General features: G+C 65.5%; 21 protein-coding genes. 16 read left to right on the top strand and 5 right to left on the bottom strand.

Annotation, left to right across the window (positions count from 1 at the left end):
- Positions 1-4: 4 nt before the first annotated feature.
- From LVJ94_08335 to xseA, 4 genes are read right to left on the bottom strand one after another with little or no spacing between them, the layout of a single operon-like run.
- The gene (locus LVJ94_08335) at positions 5-709 is read right to left on the bottom strand and encodes a response regulator transcription factor (GenBank protein WXB07242.1); all 705 of its coding nucleotides are present in this window, start codon (positions 707-709) and stop codon (positions 5-7) included.
- On the bottom strand, positions 709-1,677 hold the full coding sequence (locus tag LVJ94_08330) for an ATP-binding protein (GenBank protein ID WXB07241.1): 969 nt from the start codon (positions 1,675-1,677) through the stop codon (positions 709-711). The genes LVJ94_08335 and LVJ94_08330 overlap by 1 nt, the downstream gene beginning before the upstream one ends.
- A gap of 24 nt (positions 1,678-1,701) precedes the next feature.
- Complete coding sequence (gene aroE, locus LVJ94_08325) at positions 1,702-2,559, bottom strand: shikimate dehydrogenase (GenBank protein WXB07240.1); 858 nt, start codon at positions 2,557-2,559, stop codon at positions 1,702-1,704.
- Complete coding sequence (gene xseA, locus LVJ94_08320) at positions 2,556-4,004, bottom strand: exodeoxyribonuclease VII large subunit (protein WXB07239.1); 1,449 nt, start codon at positions 4,002-4,004, stop codon at positions 2,556-2,558. The genes aroE and xseA overlap by 4 nt, the downstream gene beginning before the upstream one ends.
- 100 nt (positions 4,005-4,104) lie before the next feature.
- Here xseA and LVJ94_08315 point away from each other — a divergent pair, with 100 nt between their 5' ends.
- The 4 genes from LVJ94_08315 to metG all read left to right on the top strand — a co-directional run bounded on the left by LVJ94_08315 (position 4,105) and on the right by metG (position 10,103).
- Entirely contained in the window at positions 4,105-4,992 is an 888-nt protein-coding gene (locus tag LVJ94_08315; protein ID WXB07238.1) for a hypothetical protein, read from the top strand.
- Between the two features lie 50 nt (positions 4,993-5,042).
- Positions 5,043-6,560 (top strand): acetyl-CoA carboxylase biotin carboxylase subunit, encoded by a 1,518-nt coding sequence (locus LVJ94_08310; protein ID WXB07237.1) that lies wholly within the window; start codon positions 5,043-5,045, stop codon positions 6,558-6,560.
- Between the two features lie 487 nt (positions 6,561-7,047).
- Complete coding sequence (locus tag LVJ94_08305) at positions 7,048-8,073, top strand: hypothetical protein (GenBank protein ID WXB07236.1); 1,026 nt, start codon at positions 7,048-7,050, stop codon at positions 8,071-8,073.
- 44 nt (positions 8,074-8,117) lie between these two features.
- Positions 8,118-10,103, top strand: a complete 1,986-nt coding sequence (gene metG, locus LVJ94_08300; protein WXB07235.1) for a methionine--tRNA ligase — start codon at positions 8,118-8,120, stop codon at positions 10,101-10,103.
- On the opposite strand, the gene LVJ94_08295 is transcribed toward metG, so the two are convergent.
- Positions 10,096-11,406, bottom strand: coding sequence for a thymidine phosphorylase (locus LVJ94_08295; GenBank protein ID WXB07234.1), 1,311 nt, complete (start codon positions 11,404-11,406; stop codon positions 10,096-10,098). The genes metG and LVJ94_08295 overlap by 8 nt on opposite strands.
- Here LVJ94_08295 and LVJ94_08290 point away from each other — a divergent pair.
- From LVJ94_08290 to LVJ94_08235, 12 genes are all read left to right on the top strand, one after another.
- Positions 11,405-11,803: a hypothetical protein gene (locus tag LVJ94_08290; GenBank protein WXB07233.1), complete on the top strand. Its 399-nt coding sequence runs from the start codon at positions 11,405-11,407 to the stop codon at positions 11,801-11,803. The genes LVJ94_08295 and LVJ94_08290 overlap by 2 nt on opposite strands.
- A 147-nt stretch (positions 11,804-11,950) precedes the next feature.
- Entirely contained in the window at positions 11,951-12,994 is a 1,044-nt protein-coding gene (locus LVJ94_08285; protein ID WXB07232.1) for a WYL domain-containing protein, read from the top strand.
- A 62-nt stretch (positions 12,995-13,056) separates the two neighbouring features.
- Positions 13,057-14,445 (top strand): KamA family radical SAM protein, encoded by a 1,389-nt coding sequence (locus tag LVJ94_08280; protein ID WXB07231.1) that lies wholly within the window; start codon positions 13,057-13,059, stop codon positions 14,443-14,445.
- A gap of 87 nt (positions 14,446-14,532) precedes the next feature.
- On the top strand, positions 14,533-15,213 hold the full coding sequence (locus LVJ94_08275) for a hypothetical protein (protein WXB07230.1): 681 nt from the start codon (positions 14,533-14,535) through the stop codon (positions 15,211-15,213).
- A 117-nt stretch (positions 15,214-15,330) separates the two neighbouring features.
- Positions 15,331-16,017 carry a hypothetical protein gene (locus LVJ94_08270; GenBank protein ID WXB07229.1) on the top strand — a complete coding sequence of 229 codons (687 nt, stop codon included), beginning with the start codon at positions 15,331-15,333 and terminating at the stop codon, positions 16,015-16,017.
- 489 nt (positions 16,018-16,506) lie between these two features.
- A complete protein-coding gene (locus LVJ94_08265; protein WXB07228.1) occupies positions 16,507-16,668 on the top strand; it encodes a Flp family type IVb pilin in 162 nt (53 codons plus the stop codon).
- 98 nt (positions 16,669-16,766) lie between these two features.
- The gene (locus LVJ94_08260) at positions 16,767-17,306 is read left to right on the top strand and encodes an A24 family peptidase (protein WXB07227.1); all 540 of its coding nucleotides are present in this window, start codon (positions 16,767-16,769) and stop codon (positions 17,304-17,306) included.
- Positions 17,307-17,529: 223 nt separating this feature from the next.
- Positions 17,530-18,348, top strand: coding sequence for a Flp pilus assembly protein CpaB (cpaB, locus tag LVJ94_08255; protein ID WXB07226.1), 819 nt, complete (start codon positions 17,530-17,532; stop codon positions 18,346-18,348).
- Positions 18,345-19,688, top strand: a complete 1,344-nt coding sequence (locus LVJ94_08250; protein WXB07225.1) for a type II and III secretion system protein — start codon at positions 18,345-18,347, stop codon at positions 19,686-19,688. The genes cpaB and LVJ94_08250 overlap by 4 nt, the downstream gene beginning before the upstream one ends.
- A gap of 22 nt (positions 19,689-19,710) precedes the next feature.
- Positions 19,711-21,567, top strand: coding sequence for a Flp pilus assembly complex ATPase component TadA (gene tadA / locus LVJ94_08245; protein WXB07224.1), 1,857 nt, complete (start codon positions 19,711-19,713; stop codon positions 21,565-21,567).
- Positions 21,564-22,451: a type II secretion system F family protein gene (locus LVJ94_08240; GenBank protein ID WXB07223.1), complete on the top strand. Its 888-nt coding sequence runs from the start codon at positions 21,564-21,566 to the stop codon at positions 22,449-22,451. Before tadA ends, LVJ94_08240 begins: the two co-directional genes overlap by 4 nt.
- 11 nt (positions 22,452-22,462) lie before the next feature.
- Positions 22,463-23,398: a type II secretion system F family protein gene (locus LVJ94_08235; protein ID WXB07222.1), complete on the top strand. Its 936-nt coding sequence runs from the start codon at positions 22,463-22,465 to the stop codon at positions 23,396-23,398.
- The last annotated feature ends 13 nt before the right edge of the window (positions 23,399-23,411 follow it).

Below are 23,411 nucleotides of genomic sequence, written 5' to 3'. Positions count from 1 at the left end.
TGCTCTAGCTCGGCGAGAAGCGGTAGCCGACGCCGCGCACGGTTTGGAAGTGCCGCGGGCTCTGGGGATCGGTTTCGAGCTTGGCCCGAAGCTGCTGGACGAAATTGTCGATGGTGCGGGGCGTGCCGTGGTGGTTCGGACCCCACACCTCTTGAAAGATCGCCTCGCGCGTGAGCACGCGGCCTTTGGCGCGAAGCAGGCACACCAGCAGGTCGAACTCCGTCGCGGTGACGTCGACGGGCTGGCCGGCTTTGCGAACGCTGCGGGCGCCTTCGTCCACGATCACGTCGCCGAAAGCGTGCATCGTGGCGAGTGGCGCCATCGCCCCTCGACGCAGGGCAGCACGCACCCGCGCAAGGAGCTCGGCCAGGCTGAAAGGCTTGGCCACGTAGTCCTCGGCGCCGAGCTCCAGGCCCGTGACCTTGTCCATCTCCGCGGTGCGCGCGCTGAGCAGGATGATGGGCATGGTGCGGCCGCTGCGGCGGATGGCCTGCAGGACTTCGAGGCCGTTCATCTTGGGGAGCATGATGTCCAAGATGACCAAATCGGGCTCCTCGCCCTGCGCCAGCTCGAGCCCGCGCTCGCCGTCGTCGGCGAGAAAGACGGTGTACCCTTCGCTCTCCAGGTTGATGCGCAGTCCGAGCGCGATGCTGTGGTCGTCCTCGACCACGAGCACCTTGCGTTGTGCCTTGGGTTGGTTCTCTCGCATCAGCCGGAGACCTCCGCCGCCGGGTGGGCGCCGCTGGGTCTCTTTTTACGCGATCGGGGCGGCGTCGGCAGCACCAAGGTGAAGGTGCTTCCCTTCCCTGGCGCACTCTCGAGCACGATGCGTCCGCGGTGGGCGCGCACCACGTGCTTCACGATGGCCAGACCGAGCCCGCTTCCTTCACGCTCGCGCGAAAGGCGATCGTCGATGCGGTAAAATTTCTGAAAGATGCGCCGGTGCTCCGGCCGCGCGATGCCGGGCCCGTTGTCGGTCACCGAAATGGCCACACCGCCGGTGGCCGGCGCGTACGCGCGCAACCGCACGACGGGTGGCGTCCCGCCGTACTTGTACGCATTGGAAAGAAGGTTCACCACCGCGTCGACGAGCGCATCGCGGTCCGCGTGGATCTTCGGCAGATCCGGATCGAGCTCGCTCTCGAAGTCGATCTTGTCGGTGCGCAGCGCGGAAAAGGCGGAGACGGCGTGCTCGAACACCTCGGTCACGCTTTGCTCGCGCAGGTGGTAGAGGCGTCGCCCGGCCTCCATGCGGCCCCAATCGAGCAAGCGCTCGATGCGGCCGGTGAGGCGTTCGCACTCGCCGAGAAGCAGATCGAGGCACTGGTCGACGGTCTTCTCGTCCTCGCGCGAGCGTTCGATGGTCTCGGCGAAGAGGCGGATGGCGGTGAGCGGCGTGCGCAGCTCGTGGCTCACTTTGGAGACGAAGTCGGCCTGCAGCTCGCTCAAGTTGGCCTCGCGCCGTACGAAGACGAGAACCAAGATGACGCCGGTGACGACGACGGAGACGAACGTCACGGTCAAGATGCCGAGCAGCAGGTTGATGCTGCCTTCGCCGATGAACATCAGGACGAAGCCCAACGTCAGCAAAAGGACGGTGGGGATGATGACCAGGTAAATGAGAAGCTGGACGATCCTCCGGTACCCGAGGCGCTGAAAGTTCTGACCGGTGGACACGATCGCCATTCTACCGCCGCACGTTCACGAGACGAGGGCCGCGCGCATGACCTCCCGCGGGGCCCGCACGCCGAGCCAGAGTTCGAAGGCGAGCGCACCTTGGGCGGTCAGCATCCCGAGGCCATTTTTGACGCGGAGGTTGCGCCCGAAAGCAGCGCGCAAAAACGGAGTCTCCGGCGGCGAATACACGGCGTCGAGGGCCACGGCATCGGGCGCGAGGCGGTCCCAATCGACCGCGCCCGAGACCGCTTCTCCCGGCGCGGCGCCCTCCATACCGCAGCTCGTGGTCTGCACGATGACGTTGAACCCGCCATCGTCGTCGCTGGCCGCCAGCGGCTGCGCGCGCAGGAGCGCCGGCGCGCCCGCGCGCATGACCAGCTCGGCGAGGGTGGTCGCCCGCTCCACGGATCGCGCGCGCACCGTGATGAGGCGCACGCCCATGACCGCGAGGGCCACCACCGCCGCCCGCGCCGCACCGCCGCTGCCCAGAACGAGGGCCTGCTTTTCGGCCCACCCCTCGGCATCGCGCTCGGGGGCCAGCTCGCGCAACTCCGCCACCAGCGCGGGCACGTCGGTGTTGTGCGCCACGACGGCACCGTCTTCCTGCCGCACCAAGGTGTTCCCCGCGCCCACGGCGCGCGCGCTGGGATCGAGCTCGTCGACGAACGAGAGCACTTTCTCTTTGTGTGGGACGGTGACGTTGACGCCGTCGTATTTTCCCGCGCGCAGGTCGCGCACGAGGCCTTCGAGATCGTCGGGCCCCACGCGGACGGCTTCGTACGTGTGCGGCAGGCCGAGGGCGCGGAATGCGGCCCCGTGCATGCGCGGGCTCTTCGAGTGCGCCACCGGATCGCCGATGACCGCGAACCTGCGGGTCGTCATAGTGCCTTCTCCTCGTCCTTCTCTTGCTTTTCCTCGCGCCGCGCGATGACCTCGGCCTCGAGCCGTCCGCGTTCCAGGCGTACGGTGATGCGCTCGCCGATGGATACTTCGTCCGCCGAACGGAGCGCGTGCCCGTTGGGCAGCGTCGCGATGGCGTACCCGCGTCCCAGCACTTTGAGCGGGCTCATGGCATCGAGCCGCCCGGCGAGGCCGGCGACGACCGCCGCGCGGGCGGCCAACGCCTTGCGTGCAGAATGCACGAGTCTCTGTTCGGAGCGTTCCAGCTCGGTGCGCTCGCGCACGATGACCCGCCCGGGGTGCTGCGCGGCAAGGCGCGGTTCGATGCGTGCGAGCGCGCCTTTGTTCGCCTCGAGCACGCGGACCAGGGCGCGCTGCATGCGCCGCACGCCCTCGTCGAGGGTGCGCTTCTGGGTGGCGATGGCCAGGCGGGGATCGCCCAGCTTGCGCTCGATGCGGCCGAGAAGCACGTGGTCCTCGGTGAGGCGCGCGCGCATGGCGCGTTCGAGTCGCGCCCGTGCATGGACCAAGAGATCGCGCCGCGCGCGCGCGTCGGGCACCACCATTTCCGCAGCCTGCGACGGTGTGGCGGCGCGCGCATCGGCGACGAAGTCCGTCAAGGTGACGTCGACCTCGTGCCCCACCGCGCTCACGATGGGGACCCTGCAGGCGGCAACGGCACGCGCGACGGATTCGTCGTTGAAGGCCCGCAAATCGTCGCTCGAACCGCCGCCGCGTCCCACGATGATGACGTCGACCCCGCGCACCTGCTGGAGCATGTGCAGCGCATACCGGATCGAGCTCTCCGCGGTGGGCCCTTGCACGGTGGCCGGCGCGAGCAAGATGTTCGCGCCGCCGCGCCGGAAGGCGACCTTGCAGATGTCGTGAATCACAGCCCCCGTGGCGCTGGTCACCACGCCGATGATGCGCGGCTCGGCGGGAAGGGGCCGCTTTCGCTCGACCGCAAAGAGCCCTTCGGCCTGCAGCTTTTCTTTGAGCTTCTCCAGCGCCTCGAGCAGGGCCCCTTTGCCATCGGGCTCCACACGATCGACGACGAACTGCAACCGTCCGCGCGGCGCCCAATACGTGGGCTTTCCCCGCACGCGCACCCGCGCCCCCTCCGCGAGCAACCGGCGCGCCCGCACGGTGACGTTCGTGCGGTACATGACCGTATCGATCGCCGCCTCTTCGCGCTCGTCCTTCAGTGTAAAATACACATGCCCACTGGGCGCCATCCGCACACCGGACACCTCGCCCTGCACCCAAATGGGCGCCGCAAGCACCTCCTCCAGCGTCCGCTGCAGCACGCGCCCGAGCTCGGCCACCGACACGATCCGCCGCTCCTCCGAGGGGGGCGGAGGCGGGGGCGGCGCTGCGGGAGGCGGAGGAGGCGGAGCCTTCCGACTGAAGTCGAACGGAATGGTCACGTCCCGGCCGAGTCTAACCGCCTCGACGCGCGATGTAAGCAGCTACCGCGCACGAGCAGAAAGATGGCCCGCATCTGCGCGCCCGGTAGGATCCATCGTCATGCCGTCGCTCCCGCACGAAGGGCTCGTCCTTCTATTCCGGCACAATCCGGAGCTGGCCGCCCAGCTCGCACGGGACACGCTGCACGTGAACCTACCGCCGTTCGATCACGCCCGCATCGGAGAGGCGGATCTCACGCAGCCCGTCCCCGCCACGTTCACCGCCGACTTGATCATTCTCTTGGAGCGCGGCCCCGAGCGAAAGCCAGTCTGCGCACTCATCGTGGAGCCTCAACTCGCTCCGAAATTGGAAAAACGCCGGACCTGGCCGCACTACACGACGGGGGTCCGAGCCAAATTCGGGTGCGATGCGGTGCTCTTGGTCGTAGCCATCGATGAGCATGTGGCGCGCTGGGCAAGCGAACCGATTGAGATCGGCCATCCGGGTTTCTGCCTTACGCCGCTGGTGTTGGGTCCCAAGGACATTCCGTGCATTGTCGACCCGGCGGAAGCGCGAAGCGCCCCTGAGCTTGCCATCCTTGGGATCATGGCTCACGGAAAGCACGAGGATCCCGAGCGCGCACTCGAAATGGCAACGGCAGCGATAGCGGCCTGCCACGAGCTCGAAGACGATCGCGCGCTACCCTATTCGGAGTTGGTCTTTCTCTCGCTCGGGCAGGTTGCTAAAATAGCATTGGAGAGGCTCATGGCAGGCGCACCGTTCGAATATCAAAGTGACTTTGCTCTCAAGCACCGAGGCGAAGGGCGGGCCGAGGGCAAGGCGGAAGGCAAGGCCGCGAGCGTGCTCACCGTCTTGAGGGCGCGCGGAGTCGCCATCGCCGATGAGCAGAAAGCTCGCGTCCTTGCATGCCGCGATCTCGACCAGCTCGATCGATGGCTCGAGAGAGCCGTCTCGGTGGCGGCGGCCGAGCAACTCTTCGCCGACTGAGCGAAGACAGGTTTTCCGTCGGGGCGCGGGGCGGCTTATAGTGCGCGGCCATGCCCAAGCCGTTTCGCAAGGTCCTGGTCGCCAACCGTGGTGAAATTGCGGTGCGCGTCGTGCGCACGCTTCATGAAATGGGGATTGCGGCCGTTGCCGTCTATTCCGACGTGGACCGGGCGGCGCTCCATGTGAGGGTGGCCGACGAGGCGTATCCCATTGGCCCGGCGGCGGCCTCGGAGAGCTACCTCCGGGTCGACAAAATCATCGACACGGCCAAGCGCGCGGGGTGCGATGCCATTCACCCCGGGTACGGCTTTCTCAGTGAGAATCCGCTCCTGCCCGAGGCCTGTGAGCAGGCGGGCATCGCCTTCATCGGACCGGCGGCCAGCGCCATGCGGCAAATGGGCTCCAAGACGGCCGCGCGGAAACGCATGCAAGATGCAGGTGTTCCCATCGTCCCCGGCGCCCTGTGCGACACCAGCGAAGAGGCCACCGCGGCCGCGAAGAAAATCGGCTTCCCCGTCATGCTGAAAGCAGCATCGGGCGGCGGCGGCAAGGGCATGCGCCGCGTCGACAGCGCCGAGGAAATGGCTTCCGCATGGGAGCGCGCGCGCAGCGAGGCCAAAAAGTTCTTCGGCGACGACACGGTCTACATCGAAAAGGCGATTCTCCTTCCGCGGCACGTCGAGATCCAAGTGCTGGGCGACCGCGAAGGCAACATGGTGCACGTCTTCGAGCGGGATTGCTCGATTCAGCGGCGCAACCAAAAGGTCGTCGAGGAGACCCCCTCCCCCGCCGCCTCCCGCGAACTCGTTGCCCAGATGGGCGCCATCGCCGTGCAGGGCGCCAAGGCGGTGGGGTACCACTCCGCGGGCACCTTCGAGTTTCTCCTCGCGCAAGACGGAAGCTTCTACTTCCTCGAGATGAACACGCGCCTTCAAGTCGAGCACCCCGTCACGGAGCTCATCACCGGCCTCGACCTCGTGCGCGAAATGGTCCTCATCGCCCAGGGTGAGCCCCTCACCTTCGCCCAGCGCGATCTCGTCGCACGCGGCGCGGCCATCGAGTGCCGCGTCTACGCCGAAGATCCCGCCACCGGCTTCTTGCCGTCGCCCGGCACCATCGAGCAGCTCGTCGTCCCGGCCGGCCCGGGCGTGCGCGACGACGGCGGAGCGTACCCGGGAAGCGAAATCTCGAGCTATTACGACCCGCTGGTCTCCAAGCTCAGTGTGTGGGCCCCCACCCGAGATCGCGCCATCGCCCGAATGCGGCGTGCCTTGAGCGAATACGTCGTCACCGGCATCCGCACCAACCTGAGTTTCCACGAGAAGCTCCTCGCCCACCCGGACTTCGTCGCAGGGCGCTACGACACGGGCTTCCTCGAGCGACACAAGGACGAGCTCCTGGGCTACTCACCTCCGCCCGCCGACAAGAGCCGCGCCGTGGCCGTCGCCGTCGCCATTGCCGCAGCGCGCATGGAGCGGGAAACCGGCGCCAAAGAAGCGCGGGTCGGCGAACAAGGGTCGCGCCTTGCCCCCTGGGTGGCCCACCACCGGGCGCGCCATAACGTCTAGTCACTCCAGCTCGAGGCCATCGACGACGAGCATTGCGGACGTCAAAACCCTGACTGTCACCGCGGTTGTCGTGCAATCGTCTCCGTCGCAGCAGCGGTACGCAGTCCAGCTCCAGTCGACGGTAGCCACGTTTCTTGCAACGGCAAACGGCTAACCGCAAACGGCTTCAAGGGGGATGTGCCGCGCGTCATCACGGACCCGGCCAAGGGCGGATTCCCCTAAGCCGGCTCGCGACGTCGACGGCGACTCGTTTCCGGACGACACCGATCCGGAGCCGAACGTGCCCGCCCCAAACCCCTAAGCGGAACGCGTAGTCCGACGCATAACCAGCCCAGACCGAACACCCGACCGCGTGCGGCGGCGGCGCCCCCCAAAGCTTTTTCGTTTCATCCAACAAGCCAAGGTGGACGGCGGGTGCTAGTTACTTAATGAACGGGCTATCCCGCGCGGCGATGGTGCCGCGGGAACGTTTTGCGGCGAGGGCTTCATGAGGAGTGTCCGAGCGGATCAGCGGTGGCAATGGCCTCTCGGTGAGCCGCCGAACAGCTCGTCCCGGCGACGGGAGTTATCGGTTGCGCTCGCCTTTTTCGCCCTCGGGGCGCTCGGGTGTACGTTGCCGATGGCACCGTTCGACCGCGTCGTACTCATCGGCGTGGCGCTCGGGGGGCTCGTTCGGGTCGCGCAAACGTTGCGCGCGCGCCGGCCGCGTCGCCCGCGCGGGAGCGTCACCGCGGAGGACAGCTCCCTCATGCGGCTCGAACCCGGAGCCGAGCCAACTACATTGGCAGAGTTCCAGGTGCCCTTCGGCATCACCGTGCTCGCCAACCACATGCGAAGCGAGGCCCTTTTGGCCTTCACCACAGCGCACCAGACCCGCTACCAGCGCGTGCGCGTGAGCAGCCCGACCGACGCCCTCGCCGCGCGCGACATGTTGAGCCGCGCCATCACCGTGCCCGATGCCGACGCCGTCGGCTCGCAAGGCGTGGAGAGCGCGATGACCGCCACCCACGCCGCCGAATTGCTCCGCGTCGCCGAGTGCTACGCGCCGCAGGCACTGCAGCGCATCTACCTCACCGGCTCCCGCGGCGAAGTCCTCGTGCTCGACGGCACCAACCTGGAAATCGACGGGCGCATCTTCGACTTGTCGCTGCCGCTCGAATGGCGCGGCTTCATGTTCCACGAGGCCGTCGGGCCGATTGCCACGCTCTACCAAGCCACCTGGATCCGCCAAGGCGGGGTCGAGGTCGTCCTGGTCGCCCCCATGCCGGCGGAGATCACCACCACCCTGCCGCCGGGGGCCGCCGCCGACATGAAGGCCGCCGAGCAACGCGCCGTCCTTCGCGATCTCAAGCTGATGCAGTCCACACCGGACGCGGCCCCACCACACGAGCTGCGCATCGGTGTCGAGCGGCTGTTCATGTTGCCGCTTCGTCAGGCGCTCGACCGAGCCCCGCGCGCCTCCCGCGCCGGCTTCCCGCCCGTGCGCACGCTGAATCCCAGCGCGCGCGAGTAACGCGCGACCCCAGCGCCCGCGAATAACGTGCTATTTCCCGGTGTGTGAACCGCTTCTACGTCACGACACCGATCTACTACGTCAACGACATCCCGCACGTCGGCACGGCCTACACCACCATCGTGGTGGACGCGCTCCGTCGCTTCCACAAGCTCATTGGCGACGAGTCGCGCATGCTCACGGGCACCGACGAGCATGGGCTGAAACTGGAACGCCAAGCCCACGAGGAAGGCAAAACCCCGCAGGCCTTCGTCGATGAAATGGCCGAGCGCTTTCGGCAAGCGTGGCCGGTGCTGGACATCGAGAACGACGACTTCATTCGCACGACCGAGCCGCGCCACAAGGCGTTCGTGCAGGACCTGTGGCGCCGCATCGAAGAACGCGGAGACCTCTACGAGGGCGAGTACGAAGACTGGTACTGCGTCGGCTGCGAATCCTACAAGACCGAGAAAGAGCTTCTGCCGGGCAACCTCTGCCCGATCCACGCCAAGCCGGTCGAGCGGGTCAAAGAGAAGACGTTCTTCTTCCGCCTCTCGCGCTGGGAAAAGCCGCTGCTCGACTTCTACGAGCGCAACCCGTCGTTCGTGGAACCCGCGTCGCGCCGCAACGAGGTCATTAGCTTCGTCTCCAGCGGCCTGCGCGATCTGAGCGTGTCGCGCACGAGCTTCACGTGGGGCATCCCCGTGCCGAATCGGCCGGAGCACGTCATGTACGTGTGGTTCGACGCGCTGACGAACTACCTCACGGCGCTGGGCAAAGAAGGCGATCCGCTGCGGCGTTACTGGCCGCCGAGCGGCCGCGCGGTGCACGTGGTGGGCAAGGACATCTTGCGCTTCCATGCCATCTATTGGCCGGCGTTCTTGCTGGCGGCCGGCTTCACCGAGAAGGAGCTGCCGAGCCAAGTCTTCGCCCACGGCTTCCTCACCGTCGATGGGCAGAAGATGAGCAAGTCGCTGCGCAACGCGGTGGATCCGCTGCGGCTGGCGCGCGAGCTCGGGCCGGACACGCTGCGGTATTACCTCTTGCGCGCCATCGCGTTCGGGCAAGATGGCGACTTCTCGCACACCGCGCTGATCGAGCGGTACAACGCGGACCTCGGGAAGAACCTGGGCAACCTTCTGAGCCGCACCCTGGGGTTGTGCGTGAAGTTTTCCGACGGGAAAACGCCGCCGGCGGGCGAGGTGGGACCGCTGGAGCGCGAGCTCGCCGAGGCCGCGTCCACGGCTTCCGCGGCCGCCCGCGCGGCGTGGGACGAGCTGGCGCCGCATCGCGCGCTGGAGGCAACGTGGACGCTTTCGTCCGCCGCCAACGCCTACGTCGACAAGGCCGCGCCATGGGCCTCCGCGAAGGCGGGAGACATGGTGCGCACGCACACGATTTTGGCGAACTTGCTCGAGGCCCTGCGCCAGCTCAGTGTGATGATCTGGCCGGCCATGCCCAAGAAGAGCGATGGGCTGCGCGCCCAGCTGGGACTCGCCCCGCTCGCGCCGAAGGCCGGTGAGGACCTCTGGCCGAAAGGCTTCACGCCGCGACCGGCCGGGGAGCCGCTGGCGCTGGCCGCCGCCCTCTTTCCGACCATCGACAAAGACGCCGAGGCCGCGCTGCTCACGAAGCTTGCGCCCCACGTGCACGGGGCGCCCGCGGCCGAGGCTCCGGCCGCCGCAGCCCCCGCGGCTCCCCAGGCGGCGGGCGAAGCCCCCGCGCCGATCAACTACGACACGTTCCTCGGCGTGGATCTGCGGGTCGGCTACGTGAAGACCGCCGAGCGGGTGCCCCGCAAGGACAAGTTGCTCAAGCTCGCCGTGGACCTGGGCGAGGCGGAGCCGCGCACCATCATCGCGGGCCTCGCGCTCTCGTTCAAACCGGAAGACCTGGTCGGCCGCAAGATCATCGTCGTCGCGAACCTCGAGCCGCGCAGCTTCGGCAAGGGCCTCGTCTCGCAAGGCATGCTCATGGCCACGGGCCCGAGCGAAGCGCTCCACCTCGCCACCGTCGAAGGCGACCCGCCCCCCGGCTCACGCCTCAAATGATGCGCGAGTAAAGCAGCGGCTGCGCCGGGGGCGCTTCGTCCCCGAGCGCGAAGGCCGCGCGCACCCGTTCCACGATGGGCGCCGCGGCCTCCTTCGAGTGCGCGATCACCCGCGCCAGCTCGGTGCCCTTCGAGACGCGCGCGCCCGGCTTGGCCAGCACGGAGATCCCCACCGCGGGGTCCACCGCTTGATCCGTGCGCGTCCTGCCCGCCCCCATGGCCACCGCGGAAAGCCCGATTTCCAGCGAATCCACCGCGGTCACGAACCCTTCGCGCGGCGCCTCGATGGTCACCTCCACCGGCGCCATCTTCAAGAGCGACGGATCGCGCACCACGCGCGCATCGCCATGTTGCGCGGCCACCATCTTCTCCATCACGGCCACGGCGCTGCCATCGGCAATCGCCGCCAAAAGCTCCGCCCGCGCCTCCACGGCACCCGCCGCCTTACCGCCGAGCACCAGCATCTCCGCCCCCAAGAGCAGCGTGCACTCTCGCAGGTCCGCCGGCCCGCGCCCGTGCAAAATCTCCAGCGCCTCGCGCGTCTCGTTGGCGTTGCCCACCGCCTCGCCCAGCGGCGTGTTCATGTTCGTCAACAGCGCGCTCACCTTCTTGCCCGCACGCGTCCCCACGCGCACCAAGGCCTCGGCCAGCACGCGCGCCTCCGCCTCCGTCTTCATGAAGGCCCCGCGCCCCACCTTCACATCGAGCACCAGCGCATCGATCCCCTCGGCCAGCTTCTTCGACAGAATCGACGCCACGATGAGCGGCACCGACTCCACGGTCGCCGTCACGTCCCGCAGCGCGTAGATTCGCTTGTCGGCCGGTGCGATCTCCTTGGTCTGCCCGATCATGCAGGTGCCCACGTCTCGCACGATGCGCGAAAAATCCGATACGTCGAGATCCGTCCGAAACCCCGGGATCGCTTCCAGCTTGTCGAGCGTTCCGCCCGTATGACCCAGCCCGCGTCCGCTGACCATCGGCACGGGCACCCCACATGCCGCCACCAGCGGCGCCAGACAGATCGATACCTTGTCACCGACACCGCCGGTCGAATGTTTGTCGACCTTCACGCCACGCACATCGGAGAGGTCGAGCACCTGCCCGGACTCGAGCATCGCTTGGGTCAGCGCCACGGTCTCTTCATCGTCGAGTCCGCGAAAAAAGACCGCCATTAAGAAGGCAGCCATCTGATAATCGGCCAAGGTCCCATCGAGGAGGGAGGCAATCAGACGCTTGATTTCGTCCGTCCCCAATTTGAGGCCATCGCGTTTCGCGGAGATCAGTTCGACGAGGGTTCGTTTCATGGGATCACACAGACATTATCTCGTTGCCTTCGCCTGCGTGGCCTTCTTCGCGATCCAAGCCGCAGCAGGAACGGCCCCGCAAGCGGGACCTGGGGCCGACCCCACGCCCGAGCCCAAAGCGAAAGTCTTCCCGCTCGAAGCCTGGATGAAGGCCAACACTGCCGCGGCCATGGCCGCCAAAGATCCCTTCGCGCTCGCGAAGGCGCTCGACGAGCTGGCGACCTTCGCCCCCAAAGAGTATTCGCACTGGGCCTCCATCGCCCGCGACGGTGCCGCCGCGGCACGCGCCAACCGCATCGACGCGGTCAAGGCATCATGCCGCGGTTGCCACACGCAGTACCGCGCCCGCTACAAGCTGGAGCTGCGCGATCGCCCCATTCCACCTCCCGGAGATTGAACAGGAAGACGGGAAGACGGGAAGTTTTTTAGGATTTCCACTCGGCCCAATGGGCCAACGGAAAACAAAAAACAGCGTTCCGCGCTGTTACGCGCCGGTTCCCTTCCCGTCTTCCCGTCTTCCTGTGATTCTCTCTCCCGCTTCTGCATGGCCGTCTTTCCAAAGCTAAAAGCTCCACGCCGCGGCCGCCCCACGGGTCGCTTTACGCAATTTCGGCGGCTCGATCGCTTGCGCGAGGTCCTCGAGTCGCACCCCAGTGGCCTCGCGCTGGACCAGATTGCCGGCATGCTCCACGTGACCCAGCGCTCCGTGCGCCGCTACCTCGCGGAGCTCGATCGCGTCACGCAGCTCGAGTCGGTGCCCACGCAGCCGGGCGGCGCGCACCTCTGGCGCATCAAGCCGAGCGAACGCGGTCGCGCGCTCCTTTTGCGCCGCACCCAGGCCTATGGCCTTCTCTCCACGCGCCGCATCTTCGACATGATGCGCGGCTCCGCCTTCTACGACGAACTGCAACTCGTCACGCGCCAGCTGCTCCTGCTTGCACAGCGCCCGGTCGCCCGCGCTGGCGTGCGCGGAGAAATCCCGAGCGATCAGCGCCTCGAGGATCGCCTCTTTTACCTGCCGCCCCCCGCCCACAACTACGCACAGCGCGGCGAGGAACTCGATGGCCTTTTCCAAGCCGTCGCCGACCTGCGCGCGACGACCTTTCGCTATCGCCACACCAAAGACTCCCCCGCGGAACGGGTCACACTCCACCCCTTTGCGCTGGTGCTGCATCGCGGCGCGATTCACTCGATCGGACGAAACCCTGCCGGCGAAGTCGCGGTGTTCGTCTTCGACCGCATGCAAGACCTCACCATTTTGGACCAGCACTTCGCGCTGCCGGAGAATTTTAACGTAGAGGACTTCCTAGAGGGGGAATTCGGCATAGCCGCCGCCACCCGAAAGACACGAGTCCTCATCGAATTCGACGCAAAAGTCGCCGAAGAAATCCGCGCGCGCAAAGTGCACCCGAGCCAGCGCGTCGCCACCGCCCCCGATGGGCGCATCCGCCTCTCGATGAATGTGGCCCAAATCGAGGAAGTTCGCCGATGGATCCTGGGGTTCGGCTCCAGCGCGCGGGTCCTCGAACCCGCCGAGCTCATCGAAGACATCCGTGCGTCATTACGCGCTGCACTAGAGCGGTATTAAGTCACAACTTGTCACTCTGCACGGGGTTGCTTGGCGCAAGCACTCGTGGGACAAGGCACTTGATGTCCACCGCCGTCCTCAATCTTTTGCCCAATGTGCCCGTCCCCGCGATCAAGCCGCCCGTCGATCCCGCGAGTCTGACGTACAGAGACCTGGAACGCGGCCCTTTTTGGCAGAAGATCCCGGCGTACCGTGAAGTCGACGAAAAGCAGTTTCTCGATCACACGTGGCAAGCCAAACACACGATTACCAACATCGCCAAGCTGCTCAAGGCCCTCGAGGGACTCGTGTCTCCGGCCTTCATCGCCGACGCGGAAGAGGGATTCAAGCGCGCCCCCATGAGCGTGCGCGTCAGTCCCTACCTCCTCTCGCTCATCGACTGGAACGACCCGTACGGCGATCCGCTGCGCATCCAGTTCGTCCCTGTGGCGTCGCGCCTTCTGCCCGACCATCCCAAGCTCGACCTCGATTCGTTGCATGAGCAACAAGATGCGCCCGTCCCCGGGTTGACCCACCGTTACCGGGACAAGGCGCTCTTCCTCCCGCTGGACACGTGCCCGGTGTACTGCCGCTTCTGCACGCGCAGCTACGCCATCGGCCTGGACACGGAGGGCGTGGAGAAGGTCCACTTGCGCGCCAACGACGAGCGCTGGCGCAAGGCCTACGAGTACATCGCCTCACGGCCCGAGCTGGAGGACATCGTCATCTCCGGCGGCGATGCGTACCAACTTCGCGCGCAGCAGCTCGAAGACATCGGCATGACCTTGTTGGCGATGCCCAACGTGCGCCGCCTCCGCTTTGCCACCAAAGGCCCGGCGGTCATGCCCATGAAGATCCTCACCGACGACGCATGGACCGACGCGCTCACCAAGGTGGTGGACAAAGGACGTGCGCTCCACAAGGAAGTCGTCCTTCACACCCATTTCAACCATCCGCGCGAGATCACCGGCATCACACAAGATGCGATGAACAAGCTCATGGAGCGCGGCATCACTGTCCGAAACCAGGCCGTTCTGCAGCGCCGGGTCAACGACACCCCCGAGGTCATGAGCCAACTGGTCAAGCGGCTCGGTCACGTGAACGTACATCCGTACTACGTCTACGTGCACGATCTGGTGAAGGGAGTGGAGGATCTTCGGACCACGCTGGACACGGCGCTCTACATCGAAAAACACGTCCGTGGCACAACGGCGGGTTTCAACACCCCCATCTTCGTGGTCGACGCCCCCGGCGGCGGTGGCAAGCGCGACGCGCACTCGTACGAGTACTACGACCGCGAGAGCGGCATCAGCGTCTACTCCGCCCCCGCGGTGAAGGCAGGGCAACTCTTTCTTTATTACGATCCGCTCGATCAATTGAGCGACACCATGCGCCGCCGCTGGGCGGATCCGGCCGAGCACGAGGTGATGATCCGCCTCGCCCTCGCCAAGGCGCGCGAACACGTACGTTAGCCCCGGGCGACGCAGCAGGTGCGGCCGCAAGCGACCTGGGGCCGACGGATCGCGACAGGTGGTCCGTCGTTTGCTGTGTCGTAGGGCATGACGAGAGCTCTCCTTGCGAGCGCGCTACTTGCGCTGCTCGTTGGCGCAACGACCTCCTGCCAGGAGCCGCCGTTGCCGCAGTTCGCAGTCGTGATTCGTGTGGAGAGCGATCCCGATGTCCCGTTGCCTGGGGCCATCATCAACCGGGACAACAAGGATGTCGGCACCACCGATGCCGAAGGCCGGGCAAAGCTCACCGTGCGCGGCCACGAAGGCACGGCGTTCGACTACTTCGTTCGGTGTCCCGCGGACTACGAATCGCCGCCCAAGCCCATCACGGTGGTGCTGCGACAGGTCGTGGACAAGAACAAGCCGCCCGAATATCCGGTAGCCTGCCCGCCCAGCATCCGACGCGTGGTCGTGGCCGTGCGCGCGGAGGGCGGTCCGAACTTGCCCGTCACGTACCTGCAGCAGCGCGTGGCCACCACGGATGCATCGGGTGCGGCCACCATCCTCCTCAACATGCGTCCCGGCGACCAATTCGAGCTCGGGCTCGATACGTCGATGAAGGGCTACGAGCGGTTGCGACCGCAGAATCCCATCTTCGCTTTTTCGGTCAAACCCAAAGACGAAGTCTTGAACCTCAATGCCAAATTCGCGTTGGCAAAAGGAAAGATTTTTTACAAAGCAAAACCAATCGGTCCGGTCCTCATCGGCAAAAAGTCCGACGACGACTGACCGATAACCAGGCCGCCGAGCGCGCTCCTGGGCCCCTTCGTGGGCATTGTTCCAGTAAAGACTTCAGCCAATCCGTGTGGTAGGCTCACTCGGATGAGGACTTGGAGTCTTTGGTCCATGCGCGTATCGGCGGCGCCCGTCGTGGCAGCCGTGGCAACCGCCGCCCTGAGCACGTTCGCCGTTGGCTGCGAAGAACCCCAGGTGCCGACGTTCGACGTCGTCATCCACGTCGAAAGCGATCCCGGTGTGCCGCTGCCCGGCGCCGTGTTGAGCCGCGAGAACAAAGACGTGGGCACCACCGACGCCACGGGCCGCGCGAAGCTCACCGTGCGCGGCAACGAAGGCTCGGCGTTCGACTATTTCGTTCGCTGCCCGCAAGATTACGAGTCACCTCCCAAGCCGATCACCGTGGTGTTGCGCCGCGTGGTCGACAAGAACAAGCCGCCGGAATACCCCGTGTCGTGCCCTCCGTCGATCCGCAAGCTCGTGATTGCGGTGCGCGCCGACGGGGGCCCCAACCTGCCCATCACGTATCTGCAACAGCGTGTGGCCACGACCGACGCGTCGGGCTCCGCAACGATTCTCCTGAACATGCGCCCGGGCGATCAATTCGAGCTTGGCCTGGATACGTCGATGAAGGGATATGAGCGACTCCGACCACAGAATCCCATCTTCGCCTTTCAGGTGAAACCGAGGGACGAAGTCCTCGCATTGAATGCGAAATTCAGCCTCGAAAAGGGCAAAATTCGCACGGGCCCCGTCCGACAAGGCCCCGTCTTCATCGGCAAAAAGTCCGAAGATTGACCCTCCCAGAAGATTGAACAGGGAGGGGGGAGGCGGGGAGAGATACGGCACAAATCCCACCGCGCACCGAAGCTGGTTTGGGTTTTCACTTGGCTCACGAAGCCAACTGAAAACCTAAAAAAGCCTTGGCACTCGGTGGGATTCTCGTTGTTTCCCTCCCCGCCTCCCCCCCTCCCTGTTCAATCCTCTCTGGCGTGGATCGCCGCTGACCGGTCACTGGACCGGGCCGTATCCAGTTTCATCGCGCATTTTTCATCGACGATAGAACGAGCCTGGCCGCGGAATTTCCCAAGGAATGCGTGGGCATGTGGGACATCATCGACCGCGGGTCAGCTGGCATGAGCCGTGTACTACCTACAATGCGGGCGAGAACTCGCAGAGCACGAGCGTGGGACTTCGCAAGCGGGCTCGGACTAAGCTAGAGTGGTCGCCGTTTCACCCTAATACCCAACTAACGACACCAACGACCCCACAAAGGGAGAATCACGAATGACCCAGGACATCATGAAACTCGTCAAAGACGAGAAGGGCGCAACGGCCATCGAGTACGGTCTGCTCCTCGTCGCGATTCTCCTCATCGTCGCCGGCGCGTACAAGAAGCTCGGCAAGGCCGTCAAGGGCGCTGCGAACGACGCAAAAGGCGAGTTCTGAGACTGCGGGCCAGCCTTATTTCCCCATTGGACGAAGGGTCGCATTCGGCGAACCCCAATCCTGAGGGGGAAGGCCGGCCCGTTCTCGTTTAAGAGAGCATGTTTCCCTTCCTGATTGCCGCCGTCATCGTCGCCGCCGTCGCCGCATGGATCGATTGGCGCACCGGTTTCATTCCGAATTGGCTCACGCTCGGTGTTCTGGGGCTGGCACCCATCGTCCATATTGGGCGCGCATTTGCCATGGGCATCGAGAAAGATGCTGCCCTGCTCGAAGGCGGATATTCCGTCCTCGGAGCGGTCGTGTGCGGCCTCGTCCCCTGGATTCTCTTTCAGAAAAACGCAATTGGCGGCGGCGATGTGAAAGTCTTTGCAGCCATCGGCGCACTTTGCCAAACGATGCTCGGCTTTGAGGCCGAAATGTACGGGTTTCTCGCGGCGTGTCTCATCGCACCGGCGCGACTCGCCTACGATGGCAAACTATTGCGAACGTTGAAGAATGCGGTTGGATTGATGATCAATCCGTTCATGCCCAAGGACAAAAAGGTTCAAATCGAACAAGAGATGCTGAGCTGGATGCGTATGGGCCCTGCAATCTTGCTCGGAACGATCATCGCCGCGGTCCTTCACTTTCGCGAGTAACGGTGCACGTGATTCCGGGGCGCTCGCAGGTGACAATTCTACGTACCAGGCGATTTTTCCCTGGGCGGGATGAGTTTGCTTTAGCATGGCCAATGGACCATCGCCCAAGCGGGCAGGCCAGGCCAAGCCAGCCAGGTAAACCGGCTGCGGCCCCAAATGATCGAAGCGTTCGTAAGTATGAGACCCGGTACGTTTCAAACCCAGCTAAGCTGAGCCCCCCTCGATGAACCGTCGTGCATTTATCATCGCCCTCATCGTCACGGTCATAGGTGTCTTCCTCCTGGCCTTGTACCAGCGACGGTTCGAGACCGAGGCTTCGGGCGGTGAGAAGGTCAAACTGCTCATCGCGGTCAAACCCATCGAGCGGGGCACCGTCATCACCGACGACATGATCGCCACCCGCGAAGTGCCCATGGCCTACGTGGAAGATCGGGCCATCAAAGAGGGTGAGCGGGCCAAAATCATGGGCCTGCGCATCGGCAACCTGGTTCTGGCGCAGCAGACCCTCATGTGGACCGACTTGGCGTCCAACGAAGAGGCGCGCGATTTGAGCGGGTTGATCCAACCGGGCAGCCGTGCGGTCACCATCCGCACCTCGCGCGACGACTCCAACGCCGCGCTGATTCGTCCGGGTGACTACGTCGACGTCATCAGCGTCATGCCCGAGGGCATCGGCTCTGGGCAGAACGAGCATCTGTCGTCCGTGGTGCTCATGCAGCGCGTGCTGGTCCTCGCCTCGGGGTTGAACGTCTCCCCGCAGGAGCCGGTCGATCCTTCGTCGGGCAGCATCAAATTCAACAATGCAGACAGCACGCTCCTCACGTTGAGCGTGACGTTGCAGGAGGCGCAGGTGTTGGCGCTCGCGGCGGAGAAGGGACGGCTCGCCGTCATCCTCCGCCCGCCCAACGATCAGCGCGTGGCGGCCACGGTGAACGACGTGTCCTCGAAGCAGCTCTTCGAAGCGAAAGAGCGCGCCAACCTCAACATTCGACGTAGCAACACCAGCGGACCCCAAGTCATTGGAGGCACGGAGAACAAATGAGGCTCACGCTTACCGCGGTCGCAATCGGCCTTGCGACCACCATTGCCGGCGTTGCGGTAGTTTCAGTCAGCAGTCCGGCATTCGCACAAGGCCGAGGCAAGCCGGCCGCCGCGGATGATCATTCGAACGACGAGATTGTCCTGGCCATCGGCGAAACCAAGACGCTGCCGACGAAGGACGTCGCGAACTATTCGTTGGGTGCCGAGGGCATCATCTCCGTCTCCCTGACTGGTGACAAATCGCAGTTCGTCATCGCCGGTAAAAAAGCTGGGTCGACCACCCTGCTCCTGATCAAGAACGATCAATCGCAGATAACCATTCCCATTACCGTCACGACCCGGTCGATGGCCCAGGTCGAGAAGGAGCTGCAGCAAGCCCTCGAGGGCACGCCGGGCGTGAAGCTGCGTCGCGTTGGCAGCCGCTTCTTCATCGAGGGCGGCGTGACCACCGAGGGCGAGCTCCGGCGCATCCAGCAGATTGCCGCGGGCTACCCCGGCCAAGTCGACAACTTGGTCGTCGTGGGCCAGGGTGGCACAGACCGCAAGCTCCTCGTGCGCCTCGACTTCTTCTTCGTGCAGTACGAGAAGACCTCGAGCTACGTCGTCGGCCTCGGGTGGCCCACGACGATCGGCGGCTTGGGTCAGGACGGGCAGCCCGTCTTCCAGACCCGCATCGATCGCGACCTCCTCAACAGCACGACCACGGCGGCGCAGGCCTCCATCGTGAACCAGCCGCTTCCCAAGTTGGACATCGGCTCGCAGCACGGTTGGTTGAAGGTGCTCAAGCAGTCGACGGTCATTGCGGCCAACGGCACCGAGGCAACCTTCCAGTCCGGTGGTGAGTCGAATTTTACAGCCGCCAACGGCCTCACCGCGTCCCTGGTCAAGATTCCGTTCGGTACCAATGTGTCCGTGCTCTCGCGCTACGATGCGGCGAGCAAGGAGGTCGAGGTCAAACTCGACTCGGAGGTGTCCGACCTCACGCCGCCGTCTTCGGCCGCCGGATTGCCAGGGCGCAACACGACGAAGCTGAACACGCTCGTCAACCTGAAGCTCGGTCAGGCGCTGGTGCTCTCGGGCATTCGAACGCGCGACCAGCGTCACAACGTCTCGGGTCTCCCCGGGCTCAGCTCGATTCCGATCTTGGGGCTCCTCTTCGGCACGCACCAGGACGATCAGCACGACGTAGAAGGTGCTATTTTCATCATCCCCAGCATCATCGAAACCGTTCCCAAGTCCGCGGTGGAAGTCATCAAGAACGCGCTGACGGCGTACGAGGACTTCTCGGGCGATATCGATCGGGTCGATAGCTACAACAAGACTCCCCCATCGGCGAAATAACGCGACCAGCGAGAGGCAGCACGTGGCGGCACGACCAAGCTCCAATCAAGTTCAAGTCGTCATTCACACGGACGACGGCAGCGAACGCACGGAGATGGTCCCCATCGGGGCCCCCATCACCATTGGGCGCCACGTCAACTGCGTGTTGCGTCTCGACAGCGACCTCGTCTCTCGTCAGCACGCCGTGGTCGAGATCGGCCCCGCGTCGATGCGCGTGGAAGACGTCTCGACCAACGGCACCATCGCGGGCGAGATGCTCCTTCGCCGCCAAGCGGTGGACGTGCCCTTCGGCACGCCCGTCGTGTTGGGCAATTTCACCGTGTACTTCATGCCGCCGCCTGGCGCCGCGGCGGCGCCGGTACCGCGCGCGCCGGTCGCCGGTCAGGTGATCGGGCAGGTTCCGGGGCAGTTGCCTGGCCAAGGGCTGGGGCAGTTGCCGCAGATTCCCGGCGGGCACGGGCGCCCGCCGCTTGCCGCGGTCCCCGCACCAGGACAAGCCACCCCGCCGGTGGCCGTTCCGCAAGGCCCCGCCCCCGCCGCGGCCGACCGTCCGCAGCAGCCCCGCGTGCTCGCGCAGGGTGCCATCACCACGCCCGAGGCTCTGCAGAAGCGCGAGAAGCAGGTCGCGCTCCGCCGCGAGATCCACAAGCTGCTCTTGGAGCACCTCGACTTGGCCGCGATGGATCCGTCGAAGGTCGACGATCCGTCGATGCGTCCCAAGGTGCTCAACGCCCTCCGGCGCATCATCACCAACATCGAGTCGCGGCTTCCGCCGGACACCGACCGCGATCAACTCATCGGAGAGCTCACGGACGAGGCCCTCGGCCTGGGACCGCTGGAGCGCTTTCTGGCCGACCCGCAGATCACCGAGATCATGGTCGTCGACCCCAACACGATCTACATCGAGCGCAGCGGCAAGCTCACCTTGTCCGAAACGCGCTTCACCGACGACGAGCGCGTGCGCGCCGTCATCGAGCGCATCGTCACCCCGCTCGGACGCCGCATCGACGAATCGTCGCCGCTGGTCGACGCCCGCTTGAAGGACGGCTCCCGCGTGAACGCCGTCATCAAGCCCCTCGCACTGCGCGGCTCGTGCATCACCATTCGTAAGTTCTCCAAGACGCCGCTCACCTTGGAAAAGCTGGTCGGCTTCGGCGCGCTCACGCCGCAGATGGGCCTCTTTCTCACCCGCAGCGTCATCGCCAAGCGCAACATCGTCATCTCCGGCGGCACGGGTAGCGGCAAGACCACGTTGCTCAACGTCCTCTCGGGCGCCATCCCGTCGGAGGAACGCATCGTCACCATCGAGGACGCCGCCGAGCTCCAGCTCGCGCAGCCGCACGTCGTCTCGCTGGAAACGCGCCCGGCCAACTTGGAAGGCAAGGGCGAGTACACCATCCGCGATCTGGTGAAAAACTCGCTGCGTATGCGCCCCGACCGCATCGTGGTCGGAGAGTGCCGCGGTGGCGAAGCGCTCGACATGCTCCAGGCCATGAACACGGGCCACGACGGCTCGCTCACCACGACCCACGCGAACTCGCCGGAAGAGGCCATCTCCCGCATCGAGACGCTGGTGCTCATGGCCGGTGTCGATCTTCCCGTGCGCGCCATCCGCGATCAGATCGCGGGCGCCGTCCACGTCATCGTCCAGCAGACGCGCTTTTCCGACGGCTCGCGCCGCGTGAGTGCCATCAGCGAGGTCACGGGCGTCGGCGACGAAGGCACCATCGAGATGCGTCCCATCTTCGAATTCATCCGCACCGGCACCGGTCCCAATGGGAAGGTCATCGGCGAGTTCCGCGCGACGGGCTACCTGCCCTCGTACTTGAACGACTTCATCGTCATGGGCTTGGTCAAGCGCGGCGAGGCCTATCTATGAGCATCCCGAAGCTGGGGCTCACGCTCACCAACGGCTTGCTCAGCGGCGGCGGCTTGGCCCTCACCGCGGCAGGCCTCTTCGTCTCCGTGTGGGCGACCACGGCGGATCCGCAGAGCTTCGTCTGGCGCTACTGGGCGCGCTACACGTCGTCGCTCGAGCGAAAGCTCCGCCCTCAATTCATCTGGACCAAGGGCTCGACCATCGCGGCAGGGCAAGCCGCGGCGATGTTCTCCTTGTTCTTCATCCACGTCCTCATCCAGCTGCCGAACATCGTCCTGGTGTTCGGCTCGATCGCCATCGTCGTAGGCCCCACCATATGGGTCGAGAAGATGCGGCGCGATCGGGTCACGCTCATCGAGACCCAGCTCGACGGAACCATTCTGGCGCTGGCCAACGCGCTCAAGTCCATCCCGAGCATCGGCGCGGCGTTTCAGTCCGTCGTTCTCGTCGTTCAAGATCCCACGCGGCAGGAGATCGAGCTCGCCGTGAAAGAGATGAAGGTCGGCAGCACGCTCGACCAGGCCCTCTTGCACATGGCCGCGCGCATTGGCTCGAGGCAGGTCGACTCGGCGCTCTCCGCGGTGCTCATCGGCCGGCAGGTCGGTGGAAATCTGCCCAAGGTGCTCGAACAGACGGCGACGTCGCTGCGCGAAATGGCCCGCCTCGAAGGCGTGGTGCGCACCAAGACGGCCGAAGGCAAGGCGCAGCTCTGGGTCATGGCGATGCTCCCCGGCGGCCTGATTTACATCCTCAATCTGCAGTGGCCCGGTTACTTCGACGTGCTCACGCAGAGCCTCTCCGGCTACCTCGTCATCCTCGCCTGCGGCGGCCTCTGGGTCGGCGGGCTGCTCTTGGCCCGAAAAGTTTTGAACGTCGACATCTAACCATTCGCACCATGCTGCAGTTTCTGTTCACCACCTACCCCCTAACGCTTCAAACCACGCTGCTCCGTCACGTCGTGTTGCTCGTGCTCGGGGTCGGCCTCATGATCGGCGTGTACGTCATCGCGGCGGCGCCTACGCGCGTGGCCAGCCGCCTCGGTCTGCGCGGCCTCAAGCGGCAGCGCACCCTCGAGAAGAGCGAGGGGTGGCAGAACGTCGAACCGTTCGTGCGCTGGCTCGGCGTGCGCGTGAGCGGCGTGATCGGCGACGACACCCGCGCGAAGATCGACGAGCAGATCGCCCTCGCCGGCGACTACATGGGCATCACCGCCGACGAGTTCGTCGCGATGAGCATCTTGTCCTCCCTCGCCGGCTTCGTCGCCGGCTACGTGCTCGGGCTGGTCAGCGGCGTCGGCAGCGTGGCCGTCATTCCGATGGGGCTCGTCGGCGGCGCACTCCCGTGGATGCAGGTCACCGGTGCGGCGCAAGAACGGCTCAAGACCATCGGCCGCGGCCTTCCCTACGTCATCGACCTGATGGCCCTCGCCATGGGCGCAGGCCTCGACTTCCCGGGCGCCGTTCGCCAAGTCATCGAGAAATCGAGCAACCCCGACGACCCGCTCGTCGAGGAGTTCACGCTCATCATGCAGACGCTGACCCTCGGGCGCACCCGCAAGGACGCACTGCTCGAGTTCGCGAAGCGCGCCCCCAACGAAACCGTGAAGGAGTTCGTGGCCGCGCTGGTGCAAGCCGAGGAGCGCGGCAACCCGGTCGCCGAAGTGCTGCAGATTCAGGCCGCCACGTCGCGCAACCGCCGCTCCGTCCGCGCCGAGGAGCTCGCGGCGAAAGCCGGCGTCGCCATCGTCGGCCCCCTGATGATGGTGTTCATGTGCGTCCTCGGGCTGATCCTGGCGCCCGCCATGATGCAGATCACGAGCGGAGCGATATAAAGGTGATGGTGCA

Source organism: Sorangiineae bacterium MSr11367 (assembly GCA_037157805.1).
Classification (GTDB): domain Bacteria; phylum Myxococcota_A; class Polyangia; order Polyangiales; family Polyangiaceae; genus Pendulispora; species Pendulispora rubella.
The sequence above is the reverse complement of the archived record's forward strand: the minus strand, read 5'-3'. Positions and strand labels throughout refer to the sequence as shown.